12 protein-coding genes and 1 other RNA gene are annotated in these 14,283 nt (G+C 70.8%); 4 read left to right on the top strand and 9 right to left on the bottom strand.

Going from position 1 to position 14,283, the window contains the following annotated elements; all coding sequences use genetic code 11:
- Window positions 1-56: 56 nt before the first annotated feature.
- Window positions 57-423: a transfer-messenger RNA gene (ssrA, locus tag AC1DX8_RS14740) on the bottom strand.
- Between the two features lie 237 nt (window positions 424-660).
- Here ssrA and AC1DX8_RS14735 point away from each other — a divergent pair.
- Window positions 661-1,302: a fasciclin domain-containing protein gene (locus AC1DX8_RS14735; RefSeq protein ID WP_477630683.1), complete on the top strand. Its 642-nt coding sequence runs from the start codon at window positions 661-663 to the stop codon at window positions 1,300-1,302.
- 62 nt (window positions 1,303-1,364) lie between these two features.
- Here the strand turns inward: AC1DX8_RS14735 and AC1DX8_RS14730 are convergent, their stop codons facing one another.
- Window positions 1,365-2,135 carry a CAP domain-containing protein gene (locus tag AC1DX8_RS14730; protein WP_477630682.1) on the bottom strand — a complete coding sequence of 257 codons (771 nt, stop codon included), beginning with the start codon at window positions 2,133-2,135 and terminating at the stop codon, window positions 1,365-1,367.
- 60 nt (window positions 2,136-2,195) lie between these two features.
- Window positions 2,196-2,579, bottom strand: coding sequence for a winged helix-turn-helix transcriptional regulator (locus AC1DX8_RS14725; RefSeq protein ID WP_477630681.1), 384 nt, complete (start codon window positions 2,577-2,579; stop codon window positions 2,196-2,198).
- A 92-nt stretch (window positions 2,580-2,671) separates the two neighbouring features.
- On the opposite strand from AC1DX8_RS14725, the gene AC1DX8_RS14720 reads away from it, so the two are divergent.
- The 3 genes from AC1DX8_RS14720 to AC1DX8_RS14710 all read left to right on the top strand — a co-directional run bounded on the left by AC1DX8_RS14720 (window position 2,672) and on the right by AC1DX8_RS14710 (window position 7,197).
- Entirely contained in the window at window positions 2,672-3,331 is a 660-nt protein-coding gene (locus AC1DX8_RS14720; protein WP_477630680.1) for an NAD(P)-dependent oxidoreductase, read from the top strand.
- A 176-nt stretch (window positions 3,332-3,507) separates the two neighbouring features.
- On the top strand, window positions 3,508-6,885 hold the full coding sequence (locus tag AC1DX8_RS14715) for a pyruvate carboxylase (RefSeq protein WP_477630679.1): 3,378 nt from the start codon (window positions 3,508-3,510) through the stop codon (window positions 6,883-6,885).
- A 138-nt stretch (window positions 6,886-7,023) separates the two neighbouring features.
- On the top strand, window positions 7,024-7,197 hold the full coding sequence (locus AC1DX8_RS14710) for a CsbD family protein (RefSeq protein WP_477630678.1): 174 nt from the start codon (window positions 7,024-7,026) through the stop codon (window positions 7,195-7,197).
- 112 nt (window positions 7,198-7,309) lie between these two features.
- Here the strand turns inward: AC1DX8_RS14710 and AC1DX8_RS14705 are convergent, their stop codons facing one another.
- The 6 genes from AC1DX8_RS14705 to prfB form a co-directional block, all read right to left on the bottom strand.
- Window positions 7,310-9,277: a DUF2207 domain-containing protein gene (locus AC1DX8_RS14705; protein ID WP_477630677.1), complete on the bottom strand. Its 1,968-nt coding sequence runs from the start codon at window positions 9,275-9,277 to the stop codon at window positions 7,310-7,312.
- A 4-nt stretch (window positions 9,278-9,281) separates the two neighbouring features.
- A complete protein-coding gene (gene smpB, locus AC1DX8_RS14700) occupies window positions 9,282-9,767 on the bottom strand; it encodes an SsrA-binding protein SmpB (RefSeq protein ID WP_477630753.1) in 486 nt (161 codons plus the stop codon).
- Window positions 9,768-9,846: 79 nt separating this feature from the next.
- Window positions 9,847-11,211, bottom strand: coding sequence for a M23 family metallopeptidase (locus AC1DX8_RS14695; protein ID WP_477630676.1), 1,365 nt, complete (start codon window positions 11,209-11,211; stop codon window positions 9,847-9,849).
- A 107-nt stretch (window positions 11,212-11,318) separates the two neighbouring features.
- Window positions 11,319-12,224 carry a permease-like cell division protein FtsX gene (gene ftsX, locus AC1DX8_RS14690; RefSeq protein ID WP_477630675.1) on the bottom strand — a complete coding sequence of 302 codons (906 nt, stop codon included), beginning with the start codon at window positions 12,222-12,224 and terminating at the stop codon, window positions 11,319-11,321.
- A complete protein-coding gene (gene ftsE, locus AC1DX8_RS14685; protein ID WP_477630674.1) occupies window positions 12,224-12,913 on the bottom strand; it encodes a cell division ATP-binding protein FtsE in 690 nt (229 codons plus the stop codon). The genes ftsX and ftsE overlap by 1 nt, the downstream gene beginning before the upstream one ends.
- Window positions 12,914-13,069: 156 nt before the next feature.
- Entirely contained in the window at window positions 13,070-14,185 is a 1,116-nt protein-coding gene (gene prfB, locus AC1DX8_RS14680; protein ID WP_477630673.1) for a peptide chain release factor 2, read from the bottom strand.
- Between the last annotated feature and the right edge of the window lie 98 nt (window positions 14,186-14,283).

The following is a 14,283-nucleotide window of genomic DNA, read 5'->3' as shown; positions in this document are numbered from 1 at the left end:
GGCCCGGTCGCGAACGACCGGGCCTTCGTGGCTGAACTGACGTGTGAACACCGCGGTGGTGGAGGTGGCGGGAATTGAACCCGCGTCCACTGACGGGAATCCAGGACTTCTCCGGGTGCAGTGCGCTAAGGAATTTCTCGGCCCCAGTGCTCGCACGCACACGTCCACTGACAGGCCCAGTCGAGTAAGAGTCCCGCGCAGTCCCCCGACATGACTACGCAGCAAGTTCTCTAGCTGACGCCAGACACTGAGTCGAGAACTAGCTCAGGCTGACGGACTTCGGAGCTCGCTCAGGCGGCGAGGGCGAAGTCGGTGCGCTTGGAATCGGCACCTATTGGTTTGCCCAGATCGTTAACGAGATAACCGGGCATCCTCGACCCGCTTCCCCTGAAATGCCGACCAATGTCGAAACCGATCACCCCCGTGCTCCTGCGAGTGCAGGGGTGTTCACACGTCCACTGTTCAGTTGGTGCTGCTCTCCCAGCCTACCGTCCAACACCGACGGCTCCGTACGCATTTCCGGAGCGGGCTCGGTGTGCCCAAGGTTTGTCCAATCCGGTTCGGGAGCGGATCCGAATGGCACGTGCAGGGTCCGGATCGGCGGCCAGCGGTGACCGCGGTCCGGGACCACCACACCGCAGTGGAACCTGGAGGACAAGCATGTTCGCTCGACGCTTCATGACAGCGGTGGCGGCCTTCGGCCTCGCCGGCACGGCCGCCTTCGTCAGCGCCCCATCGGCCTCGGCGCACGAGTCCGAGCACGCCACGACGGGCACCCGCAGCCTGGCCGCGGTGCTCGCCAAGGACGGCGCCGGCTTCGACCGCAACTGGAACGACTTCGACATCGTCGACAACGCGGTCACGGCAGTGCTGACCGCCAAGCCAGGCTCGCCCGTCGGGGTCCTGGCTGACGGGTCGGTCCCCCTCACGGCGTTCCTGCCCACGGACCGGGCCTTCCGCAACCTCGCGTCCGACCTGACCGGCAAGCACTACACGTCGGAGTCGGCAGTCTTCGCCGACGTCGCCTCGCTGGGCATCGACACCGTCGAGGCGGTCCTGCTCTACCACGTGGTCCCGGGGGCCACGATCACCTACCGCCAGGCGCTGAAGGCCGATGGTGCGGTCCTCACCACCGCCTCGGGCGGGACCGTGACGGTCGACGTCGTCGGCGGGTGCTTCGTGTCGCTGGTGGACGCCGACCCCACCGACCGCAACCCCTACGTGGTGCGTCCGAACCTCAACAAGGGCAACGTCCAGATCGCGCACGGGATCTCGGAGGTGCTGCGACCGCTCGACCTCTGACCGGGACCACCGACCGGGAGGACGACCGGCCGCGGGCGCTGCAGCGAGCGCCCGCGGCCTGGTCACCCCCCGAAGTCCTGCGTCCAGTAGTGCCCGTACGAACCGCCGGTCGCGTGCCCGACGCCGAGGGCGGTGAAGGAACAGTTGAGGATGTTCGCCCGGTGACCGGAGCTGGCCATCCACGACCGCATCACGGCGGCGGCCGTGCTCTGCCCCGCGGCGATGTTCTCGCCGAGCGTGCTGCCCCGGTAGCCGGCTGCCCGGATGCGGTCGGCGAAGGTGCGTCCGTCCAGGCTGGTGTGCGAGAAGTAGTCGTGCGCTGCCATGTCGGCGCTGTGTCGCTGCGCGGCGGTCTGGAGCGCGGCGTTCGCCCGCACCGCAGCGCAGCCCGCCTTGGCTCGTTCGGAGTTGACCAGCGACAGGACCTGCCCGGCCACCCCGCCGCTCGACGGCGTGGGTGACGGCGTCGGCGTGGGCTTGGGTGATGGCTTGGGCGAGGGCTTGGGTGATGGCTTGGGCGAGGGCTTGGGTGATGGCTTGGGCGGGGGCTTGGGTGACGGCTTCGGGGTGCTCGTGACCGGCTTCGGACGCGACGCCGACGGGCGGGCTGTGGCGGTCGTCGGCCGAGTGGTCGTGGTGGTGCTGCCCGTCGTCGTGCTCGATGCGGCCCCGGAGGTCGTCGACGTCGTGGCGTGGGTCGGCCCCGCGGCCCGGTCGGCGCTCTGCGCACAGGCACCGACCGCCAGCAGGGCGAGCGCAGACAGGCAGCACGTCAGGTGGCGGGTCGGGCGTCGGGTCGGGCGTCGGCGCGGGGGTGGTGCGGTGCCGGTCACGGGGGGATCTCCTCGAGCGGGGAGCGTGGGGCGTGGCCGTGGGTGGGCCGGTCGCCCAACCTACGCCCCCTGGGCCTCGAAATCGTCCCTGGCGGCCACGATCCGGCCGACGTTCGACTCGGCCCAGTCGGTCAGCACGGCGATCGGACCACCCAGCGAGACGCCGAGGTCGGTGAGCGCGTAGTCCACCCGCGGCGGCACTTGGGCGAAGACCGTGCGGGTGAGCAGACCGTCCCGCTCCATCGCCCGCAGGGTCTGCGTGAGCACCTTGGGCGCCACGCCGCCAACCCGCTGTCGCAGCGCGGTGAAGCGCAACGGTCCGGCCATCAGCGCGCCGATGACCAGGACCGTCCACTTGTCACCGATCCGGTCGAGGACGACCCGGGTGGGGCAGTCGGGGTCGAAGGCGTTGCCGCGCGCCAGGACGTCCCGCTTGGTAACCATGAGGTACTTATAGCACGTTGAAGTGCTCAGTTACCAATAGTTACTGTGCGGCAGACAGCCTGCTTCCAGCCACATCGACGAAAGGCACCACCGTGACGACACCCACCCCCGCGACCAGCACCAGCCCCCGCACGAGCGCGCTGCGGATCGCCCTCTTCGGCGCCAGCGGCATGATCGGCTCGCGGATCGCGGCCGAGGCCGTCTCGCGCGGCCACGAGGTCACCGGCTACACCCGCGGCGGCAGCCAGCTCCCCGCCGGCGTCACGGCCGCCACCGGCGACCTGGCCGACGCGACCACGGTCAAGGAGGCCGCCACCAGCCACGACGTCGTGCTCTCCGCCACCGGCCCCAGCCGCACCGGCGAGAGCCACGAACCGTGGCTGGCTGCGGTGCAGAACCTCGTCGACCACGCGATCGGGGCGCGCGTGCTCTTCGTGGGCGGCGCCGGTTCGCTGCTGACCCCCGACGGCACCCGCCTGCTCGACTCCCCCGGTTTCCCGCCGGAGTATGCCGCCGAAGCCGCCTCGGGCGCGGCGGCCCTGGAGCTCTTCCGTGCGGCTCCGGAGGACCTGGACTGGACCTTCGTGTCACCCGCCCCGGTGATCACGCCGGGCGAGCGCACGGGCAGCTACCAGGTGGCGCTCGACACCCCGGCCGGTGACTCGGTCAGCGCCGAGGACTACGCGGTCGCCCTCGTCGACGAGCTGGAGCAGCCGCGCCACCGCCGCCAGCGGTTCACCGTCGCCCACTGACGTCGACCGCGGCCGTCGGCGAGCCGGCATACCCAGGAGTCGGCCCGTCCGCATCGCGGGCGGGCCGTCTCACGAGTCGGGACCTCACTAGGATCGAGAGCACGCTGTCCGTCCCGCATGCTCCTCGAACTTCGCCGGCACCCCCACCTCCCGGGTGCCGACCCCCTGGAGGTCAAGTGTTCAGCAAGGTCCTCGTCGCGAACCGGGGTGAGATCGCGGTCCGCGCGTTCCGCGCCGCCACCGAGCTCAGCGCCAAGACGGTCGCCGTGTTCCCCTACGAGGACCGCAAGTCCGAGCACGTCCTGAAGGCCGACGAGGCCTACCGGATCGGGGAGCAGGGCCACCCGGTCCGCGCCTACCTCGACCCGGAGGCGATCGTGCGCACGGCCGTCGAGGCCGGGGCGGACGCCATCTACCCCGGCTACGGCTTCCTCTCCGAGAACCCCGACCTGGCGGAGGCCTGCGCGCGGGCCGGGGTCACGTTCGTCGGACCGCCCGCCTCGGTGCTGCACCTCACCGGCAACAAGGCCCGGGCCATCGCCGCGGCCAAGAAGGCCGGTCTCCCCACGCTCCAGAGCGCCGAGCCCAGCACCGACCTCGACACCCTCGTCGCCGCGGCCGAGGAGATCGGCTTCCCGATCTTCGCCAAGGCCGTCGCCGGTGGCGGTGGCCGCGGGATGCGCCGGGTCGAGCGCCGGGAGGACCTGCGCGAGGCGCTCGAGGCCTGCATGCGGGAGGCCGAGTCGGCTTTCGGTGACCCGACCGTCTTCCTCGAGCAGGCCGTGGTCAAGCCCCGCCACATCGAGGTGCAGATCCTCGCCGACGGCGAGGGCAACGTCATCCACCTGTTCGAGCGCGACTGCTCGGTGCAGCGACGCCACCAGAAGGTCGTGGAGATCGCCCCCGCCCCCAACCTCGACCCCGAGCTGCGCGAGCGGATGTGCGCCCACGCCGTGGCGTTCGCCAAGGAGATCGGCTACGTCAACGCGGGCACCGTCGAGTTCCTCCTCTCCCCCGACGGTCGCTACGTCTTCATCGAGATGAACCCGCGCATCCAGGTCGAGCACACCGTCACCGAGGAGATCACCGACGTCGACCTGGTGAGCTCGCAGCTGCGCATCGCCAGCGGCGAGACCCTCGCCGACCTCGGGCTCTCGCAGGACACCCTGCAGATCCGCGGCGCCGCGCTCCAGTGCCGCATCACCACCGAGGACCCGGCCAACGAGTTCCGGCCCGACACCGGTCGCATCACCACCTACCGCTCCGYGGGTGGGGCCGGCGTGCGGCTCGACGGCGGCACCGTGTTCGTGGGAGCCGAGATCGGGGCCCACTTCGACTCGATGCTGGTCAAGCTGACCTGCCGGGGCCGCGACTTCCCCACGGCCGTGCGACGCGCCCGCCGGGCCCTGGCGGAGTTCCGGATCCGCGGCGTCTCGACCAACATCCCGTTCCTCCAGGCCCTGCTGGAGGAGCCCGACTTCCAGGCGGGACGGCTCTCGACGTCGTTCATCGACGAGCGCCCCGACCTGCGCACCGCACGGATCCCGGCCGACCGCGGGACCAAGCTGCTCACCTACCTCGCCGACGTCACGGTCAACCAGCCGCACGGACCGGGCCGCACCCGGGTCTCGCCGCGCTCCAAGCTCCCGGCGATCGACCGGTCCACTCCCCCGCCGCCCGGCGCTCGGGACCGGTTGCTCCGCCTCGGCCCGCAGGCCTTTGCCGAGGAGCTGCGGGCGCAGGTGCCCGTGGCCGTCACCGAGACCACCTTCCGCGACGCCCACCAGTCGCTCCTGGCCACCCGGGTGCGCACTCGTGACCTCATGCACGTGGCGCCCCACGTGGCCCGGCTCACGCCGCAGCTGCTGTCGGTCGAGGCGTGGGGCGGTGCGACCTACGACGTGGCGCTCCGCTTCCTCGCGGAGGACCCGTGGGACCGGCTGGCCGCGCTCCGCGAGGCGATGCCCAACCTGCCGCTGCAGATGCTGCTCCGGGGCCGCAACACCGTGGGTTACACGCCCTACCCCACCGAGGTGACCGACGCCTTCGTCACCGAGGCCGCCAGCACGGGCATCGACATCTTCCGCATCTTCGACGCCCTCAACGACGTCGACCAGATGCGCCCGGCCATCGAGGCGGTCCGCGCCACCGGCACCGCGGTCGCGGAGGTCGCGCTGTGCTACACCGGTGACCTGACCAGCCCGCACGAGAAGCTCTACACCCTCGACTACTACCTGCACCTGGCCGAGCAGATCGCCGAGGCCGGCGCCCATGTGATCGCCATCAAGGACATGGCCGGGCTCCTGCGCGCACCTGCGGCCCGCACCCTCGTCACGGCCCTGCGCGAGCGCTTCGACCAGCCCGTGCACCTGCACACCCACGACACCGCCGGTGGACAGCTGGCCACCCTGCTCGCGGCGATCGACGCCGGGGTGGACGCGGTCGACGTCGCGAGCGCCGCGATGGCCGGCACCACGTCGCAGCCGCCCATGTCGAGCCTGGTGGCGGCCACCGACGGGACGGCCCGCGCCACGGGGCTGGACCTCGCGGCGGTCAACGACCTCGAGCCCTACTGGGAGGCGGTCCGGCAGCTGTACTTCCCGTTCGAGTCCGGCCTGCCCTCCCCGACCGGTCGCGTCTACACGCACGAGATCCCGGGCGGCCAGCTCTCGAACCTGCGCCAGCAGGCCATCGCCCTCGGGCTCGGCGACCACTTCGAGGAGGTCGAGGACATGTATGCCGCGGCCAACCGCATCCTCGGCAACATCGTCAAGGTCACGCCGAGCAGCAAGGTCGTCGGCGACCTCGCCCTCGCACTGGTCGGCGCCAAGGCCGACCCGGCCAACTTCGAGGCCAACCCGACGAAGTACGACATCCCCGACTCCGTCATCGGCTTCCTGTCCGGCGAGCTGGGTGACCCTCCCGGCGGCTGGCCGGAGCCGTTCCGCTCCAAGGCCCTCGAGGGTCGGACGCCGAAGCCGCGGGTCACCGAGCTCGGCGACGACGACCGCGAGGCCCTGCGGGCCGACCCCAGGCACACCCTCAACCGGTTGCTCTTCCCCGGCCCGACGAGCGAGTTCGAGAAGTCGCGCGACGCCTACTCCGACCTGGCCGTCCTCGGCACCCGCGAGTTCCTCCACGGGCTCGAGGTGGGGTTCGAGCACGAGATCGACCTCGAGCCCGGCAAGCGCCTGCTGCTCGGCCTCCAGTCGGTGTCGGACGCCGACGACCGCGGCATGCGCACGGTGATGTTCACCATGGGTGGGCAGCTGCGTCCCGTGCAGGTGCGCGACGAGCGGATCGCGGTGGACGTCAAGGCCGCGGAGAAGGCCGACCCGTCGGCCAAGGGCCAGGTCGCGGCGCCGTTCGCAGGAGTGGTCAGCCTCGCGGTCGAGGAGGGTGCGACGGTCGAGGCGGGCGCGGTCGTGGCCACGATCGAGGCGATGAAGATGGAGGCCAACATCACCGCTCCCGTGGCGGGCGCGGTGCGGCGGCTCGCCATCGGTTCGCAGCAGCAGGTGGAGGGCGGCGACCTCATTCTCGTGCTCGGCTAGCCCCCGGGCGCACCTTCTCAGGTCCCCTGACCTGCGGATATGTCCGATTCGGGTTACGGTCGAGGGGCAGGCGGTCAAGAAGCGGCTGCTGTCGCGAAGCACGAATCCACCCGATCGCATCCGACAGAGGAGGTCCCCATGGGACTGGACGACAAGCTCGACAACGCCAAGGACAAGGTGACCGGCGAGGCCAAGGAGGCCACCGGCAAGGTGACCGACAACGAGCGCCTCGAGGCCGAGGGCAAGGCCGACCAGACCGAGGCTGATCTGAAGCAGGCCGGCGAGAAGGTCAAGGACGCCTTCAAGAACTGAGCCCGCACCCAGGTATGCCGCGCGCGAACCTCTTGGGTTCAAGGGGTCGCGCGCGGCATACCTGTGTTTGGGGGCCGGCCCGCGGCGCCCCGAGGTGACCCCCGGGGGGGGTCTACCAGGAGCCGCCGGAGCTGCCGCCCCCCCCGCCACCGGAGAAGCCCCCACCGCCGGAGAAGCCCGAGCCGCCCGAGCTGCCCGGGGTGCTGGTGAAGGTGCCGCCCGCGGTGGTCGCGAACGAGTCCATGTCGCGGGCGATGCCGTCGTAGTCGAAGCCGCCCGCGCCGACGTACCAGAGCGGGGCCGACAGCGAGTGCCCTGCAGCGGCAGCCGCCTCGCTCACCTGACGGAAGGTGGCCGCCCACTGCGAGGCGACGCCGAACACGATCGCGTAGGGGAGGTAGCGGCTGAAGATGTCCTGCGCCTCCTCCCACTTGATCTGGGCTGCCTCGGCCGTCACGAGGTACTGCTTGAACCCCTCGGACTGGGCGAGCACGGCACTGCCCTCGGCCGTGCGGGCCGCCATCCGCTGGCCGAGGAACCCGACGATGAGCCCGGCGAGCACCAGGCCGCCGAGCAGCACGAACGCCGGGGGGATCGGCAGGCCCGTGCCCGCGCCGAGCTGCGACAGCGGGCCGTTGAGCCAGAAGAACAGGAAGAACGACCCGACGACCATGACCCCGCCGAGCGCCGTCCAGCCCGCGCGCTGCGACTCCGGGGACCGGCGGAACCAGCCCCGACGCACCACCTCGTCGTACATCAGCTGCTGGACCCGGCTCAGGGTGGGCTTGAAGTGGTTCTTGAGGCTCGAGAGGGTGCGGGTCGGGCCGTTCTCGAAGATCCCGACCAGCAGCGCCTCCTCGTAGGGGAGCAACGCCGTGCGGGCCTGGTCGGCCGTGGGGGTGGTGCGGGTCAGCCGCCAGTCCTTCCCCTGCAGGAACCCCCCGTCCTCCTCGGCGATCGTCAGGTGTCCGCGGGCGGCGAGGTCGATGAGGGTGGCGGACACGTCGATGGTGTTGGCCGTCTCGTCGATGACCGTGCCCACGAGTCCCGGCTGCACACCGTCGGGTGGGGTGAACCGGACCGCCACCGGGCCGCTGCGGCCCCGCACGACGTGGCCCTCCTCGCCCACCACCGGGCTGAGGCCGGGGGTGAGCCCGGCGTACTGCTCGTCGCGCCCGCGGGTGTAGACCAGCACCCCCATCAGCCCCGCGGCCAGCAGCGGCAGCGTGACCCCGGCCCCGGCAGCGAGGGCGCCGAGCGCCTTGGACGTCGTGGACGTGACCACGACGCCGTCGTTCGTCACCTGTCCCTCGTGGAGCACCGGGTCGAGGGTGCCGAACCCGTCGACGGGCAGCGACGCCAGGATGGAGACACCCTGGCCGGCCCCCGCCCTCGGGGCACTGAACTGGGCGCTGGCACCCGGGGTGGCGGTGCAGCGCTGGGTGGACCCGAACTCCCCGATGAAGCACTGTGCGCGGTCGCTCGCGCCGGGGCCGGTCACCGTGGCGCTGACGTCCTCGTAGACGTTGTCGTCGGCGGCGTCCACCAGGTTGTAGTAGACCTCGGCGTGGTCGGGGAAGCCGTTGACGTAGGCGCCGAGGTGGTAGCGCACGACGTAGGTCTGGGTGCCGCTCACGGTCTGGTCGGCCCGGCCCACGCGGATGCGCACGGACGACCCGTCGGTGGCGTCGCTGACCGACACGTCGGCAGGCGCTCCGGAGGGCGAGGTGGCCGTGACGTCGGAGAGCGGGTACTCGCGGTAGGTGTCCGCGCGGTCCTGGTAGCCGACCCGCACCGTGACGAAGCGCTCGATGCCGTGTCGCTCCTGCCCCTGCGGGAAGTGCCAGGTGATGGTCTCGGCGACGTCCAGGGAGCCGTCCTGGTTGGCGGTGATGTCGACGTGGAACCGGGTGGCGAGGTCGTCGGACGGTGCAGCCGCGACCGAGCTGGCGCTGCCCGTGACCGAACCGGCGGCGGCCGCGACCGAGCTGGCGGCGCCGGCGACCATCGCGGCGGCGGCGAACAGCACCGCGAGACCCGCCCCGGCGGCATACCGGCGCCTGCCCCCGCGCACCCGCATGCCCCTAGCGGCCCTCGGCCGAGGTGCGGCGGGCCTGGCTGAGGGCACGCTGCGTGTCACGGGTGTCCTGGCGCTCGCGCAGGGCCTGGCGCTTGTCGTACTGCTTCTTGCCCTTCGCGACGGCGATCTCGACCTTGGCCTTGCCGTCCTTGAAGTAGAGCTGGAGCGGGACGATCGTGTGCCCGCTCTCGGAGGACTTCTTCATGATCTTGGCGAGCTCGGCGCGATGGAGCAGCAGCTTGCGACGCCGCCGAGGTGTGTGGTTCGTCCAGTTGCCGTTGACGTACTCGGGGATGTGCACACCCTCGAGCCACAGCTCGTCGCCCCGCCAGGCGGCGTAGCCGTCGATGAGCGAGGCACGGCCCATCCGCAGCGACTTCACCTCGGTGCCCATCAGGACGAGACCGGCCTCGAAGGTGTCCTCGATGAGGTAGTCGTGGCGCGCCTTCTTGTTGCTCGCCACCACCTTGCGACCCTGTTCCTTGGCCACTGCCCGTCCACGTCCTTCGGTCATCGCTGCGTCGCCGTGGGGTCGGGAGCCGACCCCGGCGAGGCAACGCTACCCGACCTCAGAGCCAGCGCCGCGGGTCCTTCGGGACACCGTCCTCGTAGGTCTCGAAGTGCAGGTGGCACCCGGTGGACGAACCCGTCGTCCCGACGTAGCCGATGATCTGGCCGCGCGCGACGCGGCCGCCGTGCACGGCGTACTTGCTCATGTGGTTGTACGCGGTGACCAGGTCGACACCGTTGATGATGCCGTGGTCGATCTCGATCCGGTTGCCGTAGCCGCCGGCCCAGCCGGCCGAGATGACGCGACCCGCTGCCGCGGCCCTGATCGGCGTGCCGCAGTCGGCCGCGTAGTCGCGCCCGGCGTGCAGGCGCCAGTAGTGCAGGATCGGGTGGAAGCGCATCCCGAACTCGGAGGAGATCCAGCCGTCGGAGGGAGCGGACAGGTAGCCACCGGAGGAGCTGCTCGGCGCAGGCACCGCCCGGCCGGCCCGGCGCAGCGCCGCGGCTCGAGCGGCGGCGGCAGCCTTGGCCGCACGGGCCCGCGCCACGAGGATCTGCTGCAACCGGCGCTGCTCGGCCTGGGCCGCGTCGAGCTGGGCCTTCTCGGTCCGGACCTGGGCCTCGAGGGCCCGGGACTGACGGGCCTGCTGGGCCGCGAGGGCGTCGAGCTGCTGCTTGGCACTGGCAGCGGCGGCCCTGGCCTGCTGCGCCTTGGCCAAGGCCACCTCGGCCTGCTGCTTGGCTGCCTGGACCTGCACCTTGAGCGCCTTGATGTGCGACTCCTGCGCGGTCGCGGCGGCCCGAGCGGTGGCCAGGCGGGTGAGCGACTGGTTCTGCACGTCCATCACGGTGTCGTTCATCGCGATGCGGTTGGCGAAGTCGTCCGGTGTGGTCGCGCTGAGGGCCACCGAGAGCTGGCCCATCCCCTGGTCCTGGTACAGCTGCGCGGCGAACCGGGCGACGCGGGTGCGGGTCTCGGCGAGCTTGGCGCGGGTCGCTGCCAGCTCGTCGACCGCACGCGCCTCGTTGGCCTGGGCGACCTCGAGCCGCACCGCCATCTCGTCGTTGAGCGCATCCGCCTTCGACACCGTCGCCGTGGCCTGGTCGAGCGCGGCCTGTGCGCCCGGCAGCGCGGCCTGGGTGCGGCTCAGGGCGAGGTAGGCGTTCTTGAGGCTGGCCGAGCTGTCCTCGAGCTCCCCCTTGAGGGACTCGATCTGCTGGTCGACCTGCTTCTTCGCCTTGTTCGGGTCGGTGGCGCCCGGGGCCGTCTGGGCAGTGGACCCGAGCACCGGAGCGGCCGCCAGCGAGGGGGTGGCGACACCGACGGAACACAGCACCGCCAGCCCGAGAGCCAGCATGCGGACCCGGTGGGACACGGGACCGAGGCGGTGAAGGGCGCGACGAGGCGGGGGGATTGCGCTCATAGGCCTCATTGGTAACACAAACCACACCCGTTTCCGGGGATTGCGACCTGTGAGTTGCCGGTCGCCCGGATCTGGCCCCGCCGTCAGACGCGCGGGTGGCGGCGCCGTCAGACGCGCAGGTAGCGGCGCAGGGTGGCCCACGAGGTGAGCACCGAGACCACGAGCATGAACCCGACCAGCCAGGGCGCCACGAACCAGATGTCCGTGGTGCCGACCAGCGGGGCGTCCTGCAGGACCGCGGAGACCTTCGGGAGCAGCGAGTCGGCGGTCACCCAGAGCCCGGCGATGGCCAGACCCGTGCCGGTGAGGGCAGCGAGCACCGTCTCCATCACGAAGGGCAGGCGGATGGTGAAGTTCGAGGCGCCGACCAGCTTCATGATCCCGGTCTCGCGGCGTCTGCTGAACGCCGCCTGCCGGATCGTCGTGGCCATCAGCAGGATCGAGCAGAGCACCATCAACCCGGCCAGGAACAGCGACCCGATGGTGACGACGTTCATCACCGTGAACAGCTTGTCGAGGGTCTTCTGCTGGTCCTGCACGCGCCCCACGCCGGGGGCTCCCTCGAACGCGCTCACCACCACGTCGTACTTCTTGGGGTCGGACAGCTGCACGCGGAAGTTCTGCGGGATGTCGCCGACCTGGAGGTAGTCCGAGAGCGGGGAGTTGCGGTACTGCTCCTTGAACCGGTCGAAGGCCTGCTGCTCGGACTCGTAGTAGACGTTCTTGACCAAGGGCTTCATCTCGTCGAGCTGCTCCCGCAGGGCGTTGCGCTGCTCGTCGGTGACGGCCTTGCCGTCACAGTTGACGTCGAGGGAGTCCTTGCCACACATGAAGATCGAGACCTGGATGCGGTCGTACCAGTAGCCCTTGAGCGTGTTGACCTGGCCCTGGGCGAGGAACCCGATGCCCATGAGGTAGACCGACACCATCGTCACCAGCATCACCGAGACGGCGATGGACAGGTTCCGGCGCAGGCCGATCCAGATCTCGCTGAGCATGAACTGGATGCGCATCAGCGACCACTCCCGTAGACGCCCTTGTTCTCATCTCGGACGATGTGGCCGTTGCGCAGCTCGACGACCCGCTTGCGCAGCTGGTCGACGATGTCGTCGTCGTGGGTGGCCATCACGATGGTCGTGCCGGTGCGGTTGATCCGGTCGAGCAGCCGCACGATGTCGAGGCTGGTGGTGGGGTCGAGGTTTCCGGTCGGCTCGTCGCAGAGCAGGATCGGTGGCTTGTTGACGAACGCGCGCGCGATGGCGACGCGCTGCTGCTCGCCACCCGACAGCTCGTGGGGCAGGCGCTTCTCCTTGCCCTCGAGCCCGACCATCTCCAGCGTCTCGGGGACGACCTGGCGGATGGCGTGCCCCGAGCGGCCGAGCACCTGCAGCGCGAAGGCGACGTTCTGGTAGACGTTCTTGTTCGGCAGCAGGCGGAAGTCCTGGAAGACCGTGCCGATCTCGCGGCGCAGGCGCGGCACCTTCCGCGAGGGAAGGCTCCCGACCTCCTGGCCCGCGACCAGCACCGTCCCCTGCGTGACGCCCTCCTCCTTGAGGACCAGGCGCAGCAGGGTGGACTTGCCGGAGCCGGAGGCGCCCACGACGAACACGAACTCCCCGCGCTCGACCTCGAGGTTGATGTCGCTCAGCGCCGGTCGGGTGGACCGGGGATAGACCTTGCCGACGTTCTCGAAACGGATCATGCGCGAGAGGTGAGCCTTACCGAGAGGGACGGGGACGGCATACGGGACGCCGGCCGCGCGCTGGCAGCGCACGACGCACCCGAGGATAGGTCGCGAACCTTGGTATGCCGTGCAGCCCCGCCTCCTCGGCGTTGCGGCCCGGCGGTGCGGGGCGGGTCAGCCCTCGAGCTTCTGCTGCTCCTTGCGCCACCGCACGCCGGCCTCGATGAAGCCGTCGATGTCGCCGTCGAAGACGGCCGCAGGGTTGCCGACCTCGAACTCGGTGCGCAGGTCCTTGACCATCTGGTACGGCTGCAGGACGTAGGAGCGCATCTGGTCGCCCCACGATGCCTTGACGTCGCCGGCCATCTCCTTGCGCTCGGCGGCCTCCTCGGCCTGGCGCTGGAGGAGCAGCCGTGACTGGAGCACCCGCAGCGCGGCGGCGCGGTTCTGGATCTGCGACTTCTCGTTCTGCATCGAGACGACGATGCCGGTGGGGATGTGGGTCATCCGGACCGCGGAGTCGGTGGTGTTGACGCTCTGGCCACCGGGACCGCTGGAGCGGAAGACGTCGACCTTGATCTCGTTCTCGGGGATCTCGATCGAGTCGGTCTGCTCGATGAGCGGGATGACCTCGACCGCCGCGAAGCTCGTCTGGCGTCGGCCCTGGTTGTCGAAGGGGCTGATCCGCACGAGGCGGTGGGTGCCGGCCTCGACCGACAGGTTGCCGAACGCGTAGGGCACGTTGACCTCGAAGGTGGCCGACTTCAGCCCGGCCTCCTCGGCGTAGGAGGTGTCCATGACCTGGGTCGGGTAGCCGTGCCGCTCCGCCCAGCGCAGGTACATGCGCATGAGCATCTCGGCGAAGTCGGCGGCATCGACGCCACCGGCCCCGGACCGGATCGTCACGACCGCCTCCCGGGAGTCGTACTCCCCCGACAGCAGCGTGCGCACCTCGAGCTCGCCGACCGCCTTCTGCAGGGAGACGAGCTCCTTCTCGGCCTCGAGCATGGTGTCGGCGTCGCCGCCGTCCTCGGTGCCCATCTCGACCAGCGTCTCGAGGTCGTCGATCCGCTGGTCCATGCCGGTGACGCGCTCGTACTCGGAGTTGGCCCGCGAGAGGGCGGAGGTGACCTGCTGGGCGGCCTCGGGGTCGTCCCAGAGGTCGGGGGCCGACGCCATCGCCTCGAGCTCGGTGATCTGCGCCTGGACGGAGGCCAGGTCGGTCACCTCACGCACGGAGTCCATGGTGTTGCGGAGGTTCTTGATCTCTTGCTGGAAGTCGACGGCCACGAGAACCAACTCTATGGCACCGACGGGCACCCTCCTCACCCCTGACCCGCTGCGTCGTGTGCCTGGGGCCGCGCCGGGGCCCGGCCCCAGGCCCAGGC

Source organism: Pedococcus sp. P2_A3 (genome assembly GCF_056405035.1).
Note: the sequence above shows the minus strand (reverse complement) of the source record. Positions and strands in the feature narration are given on the sequence as shown.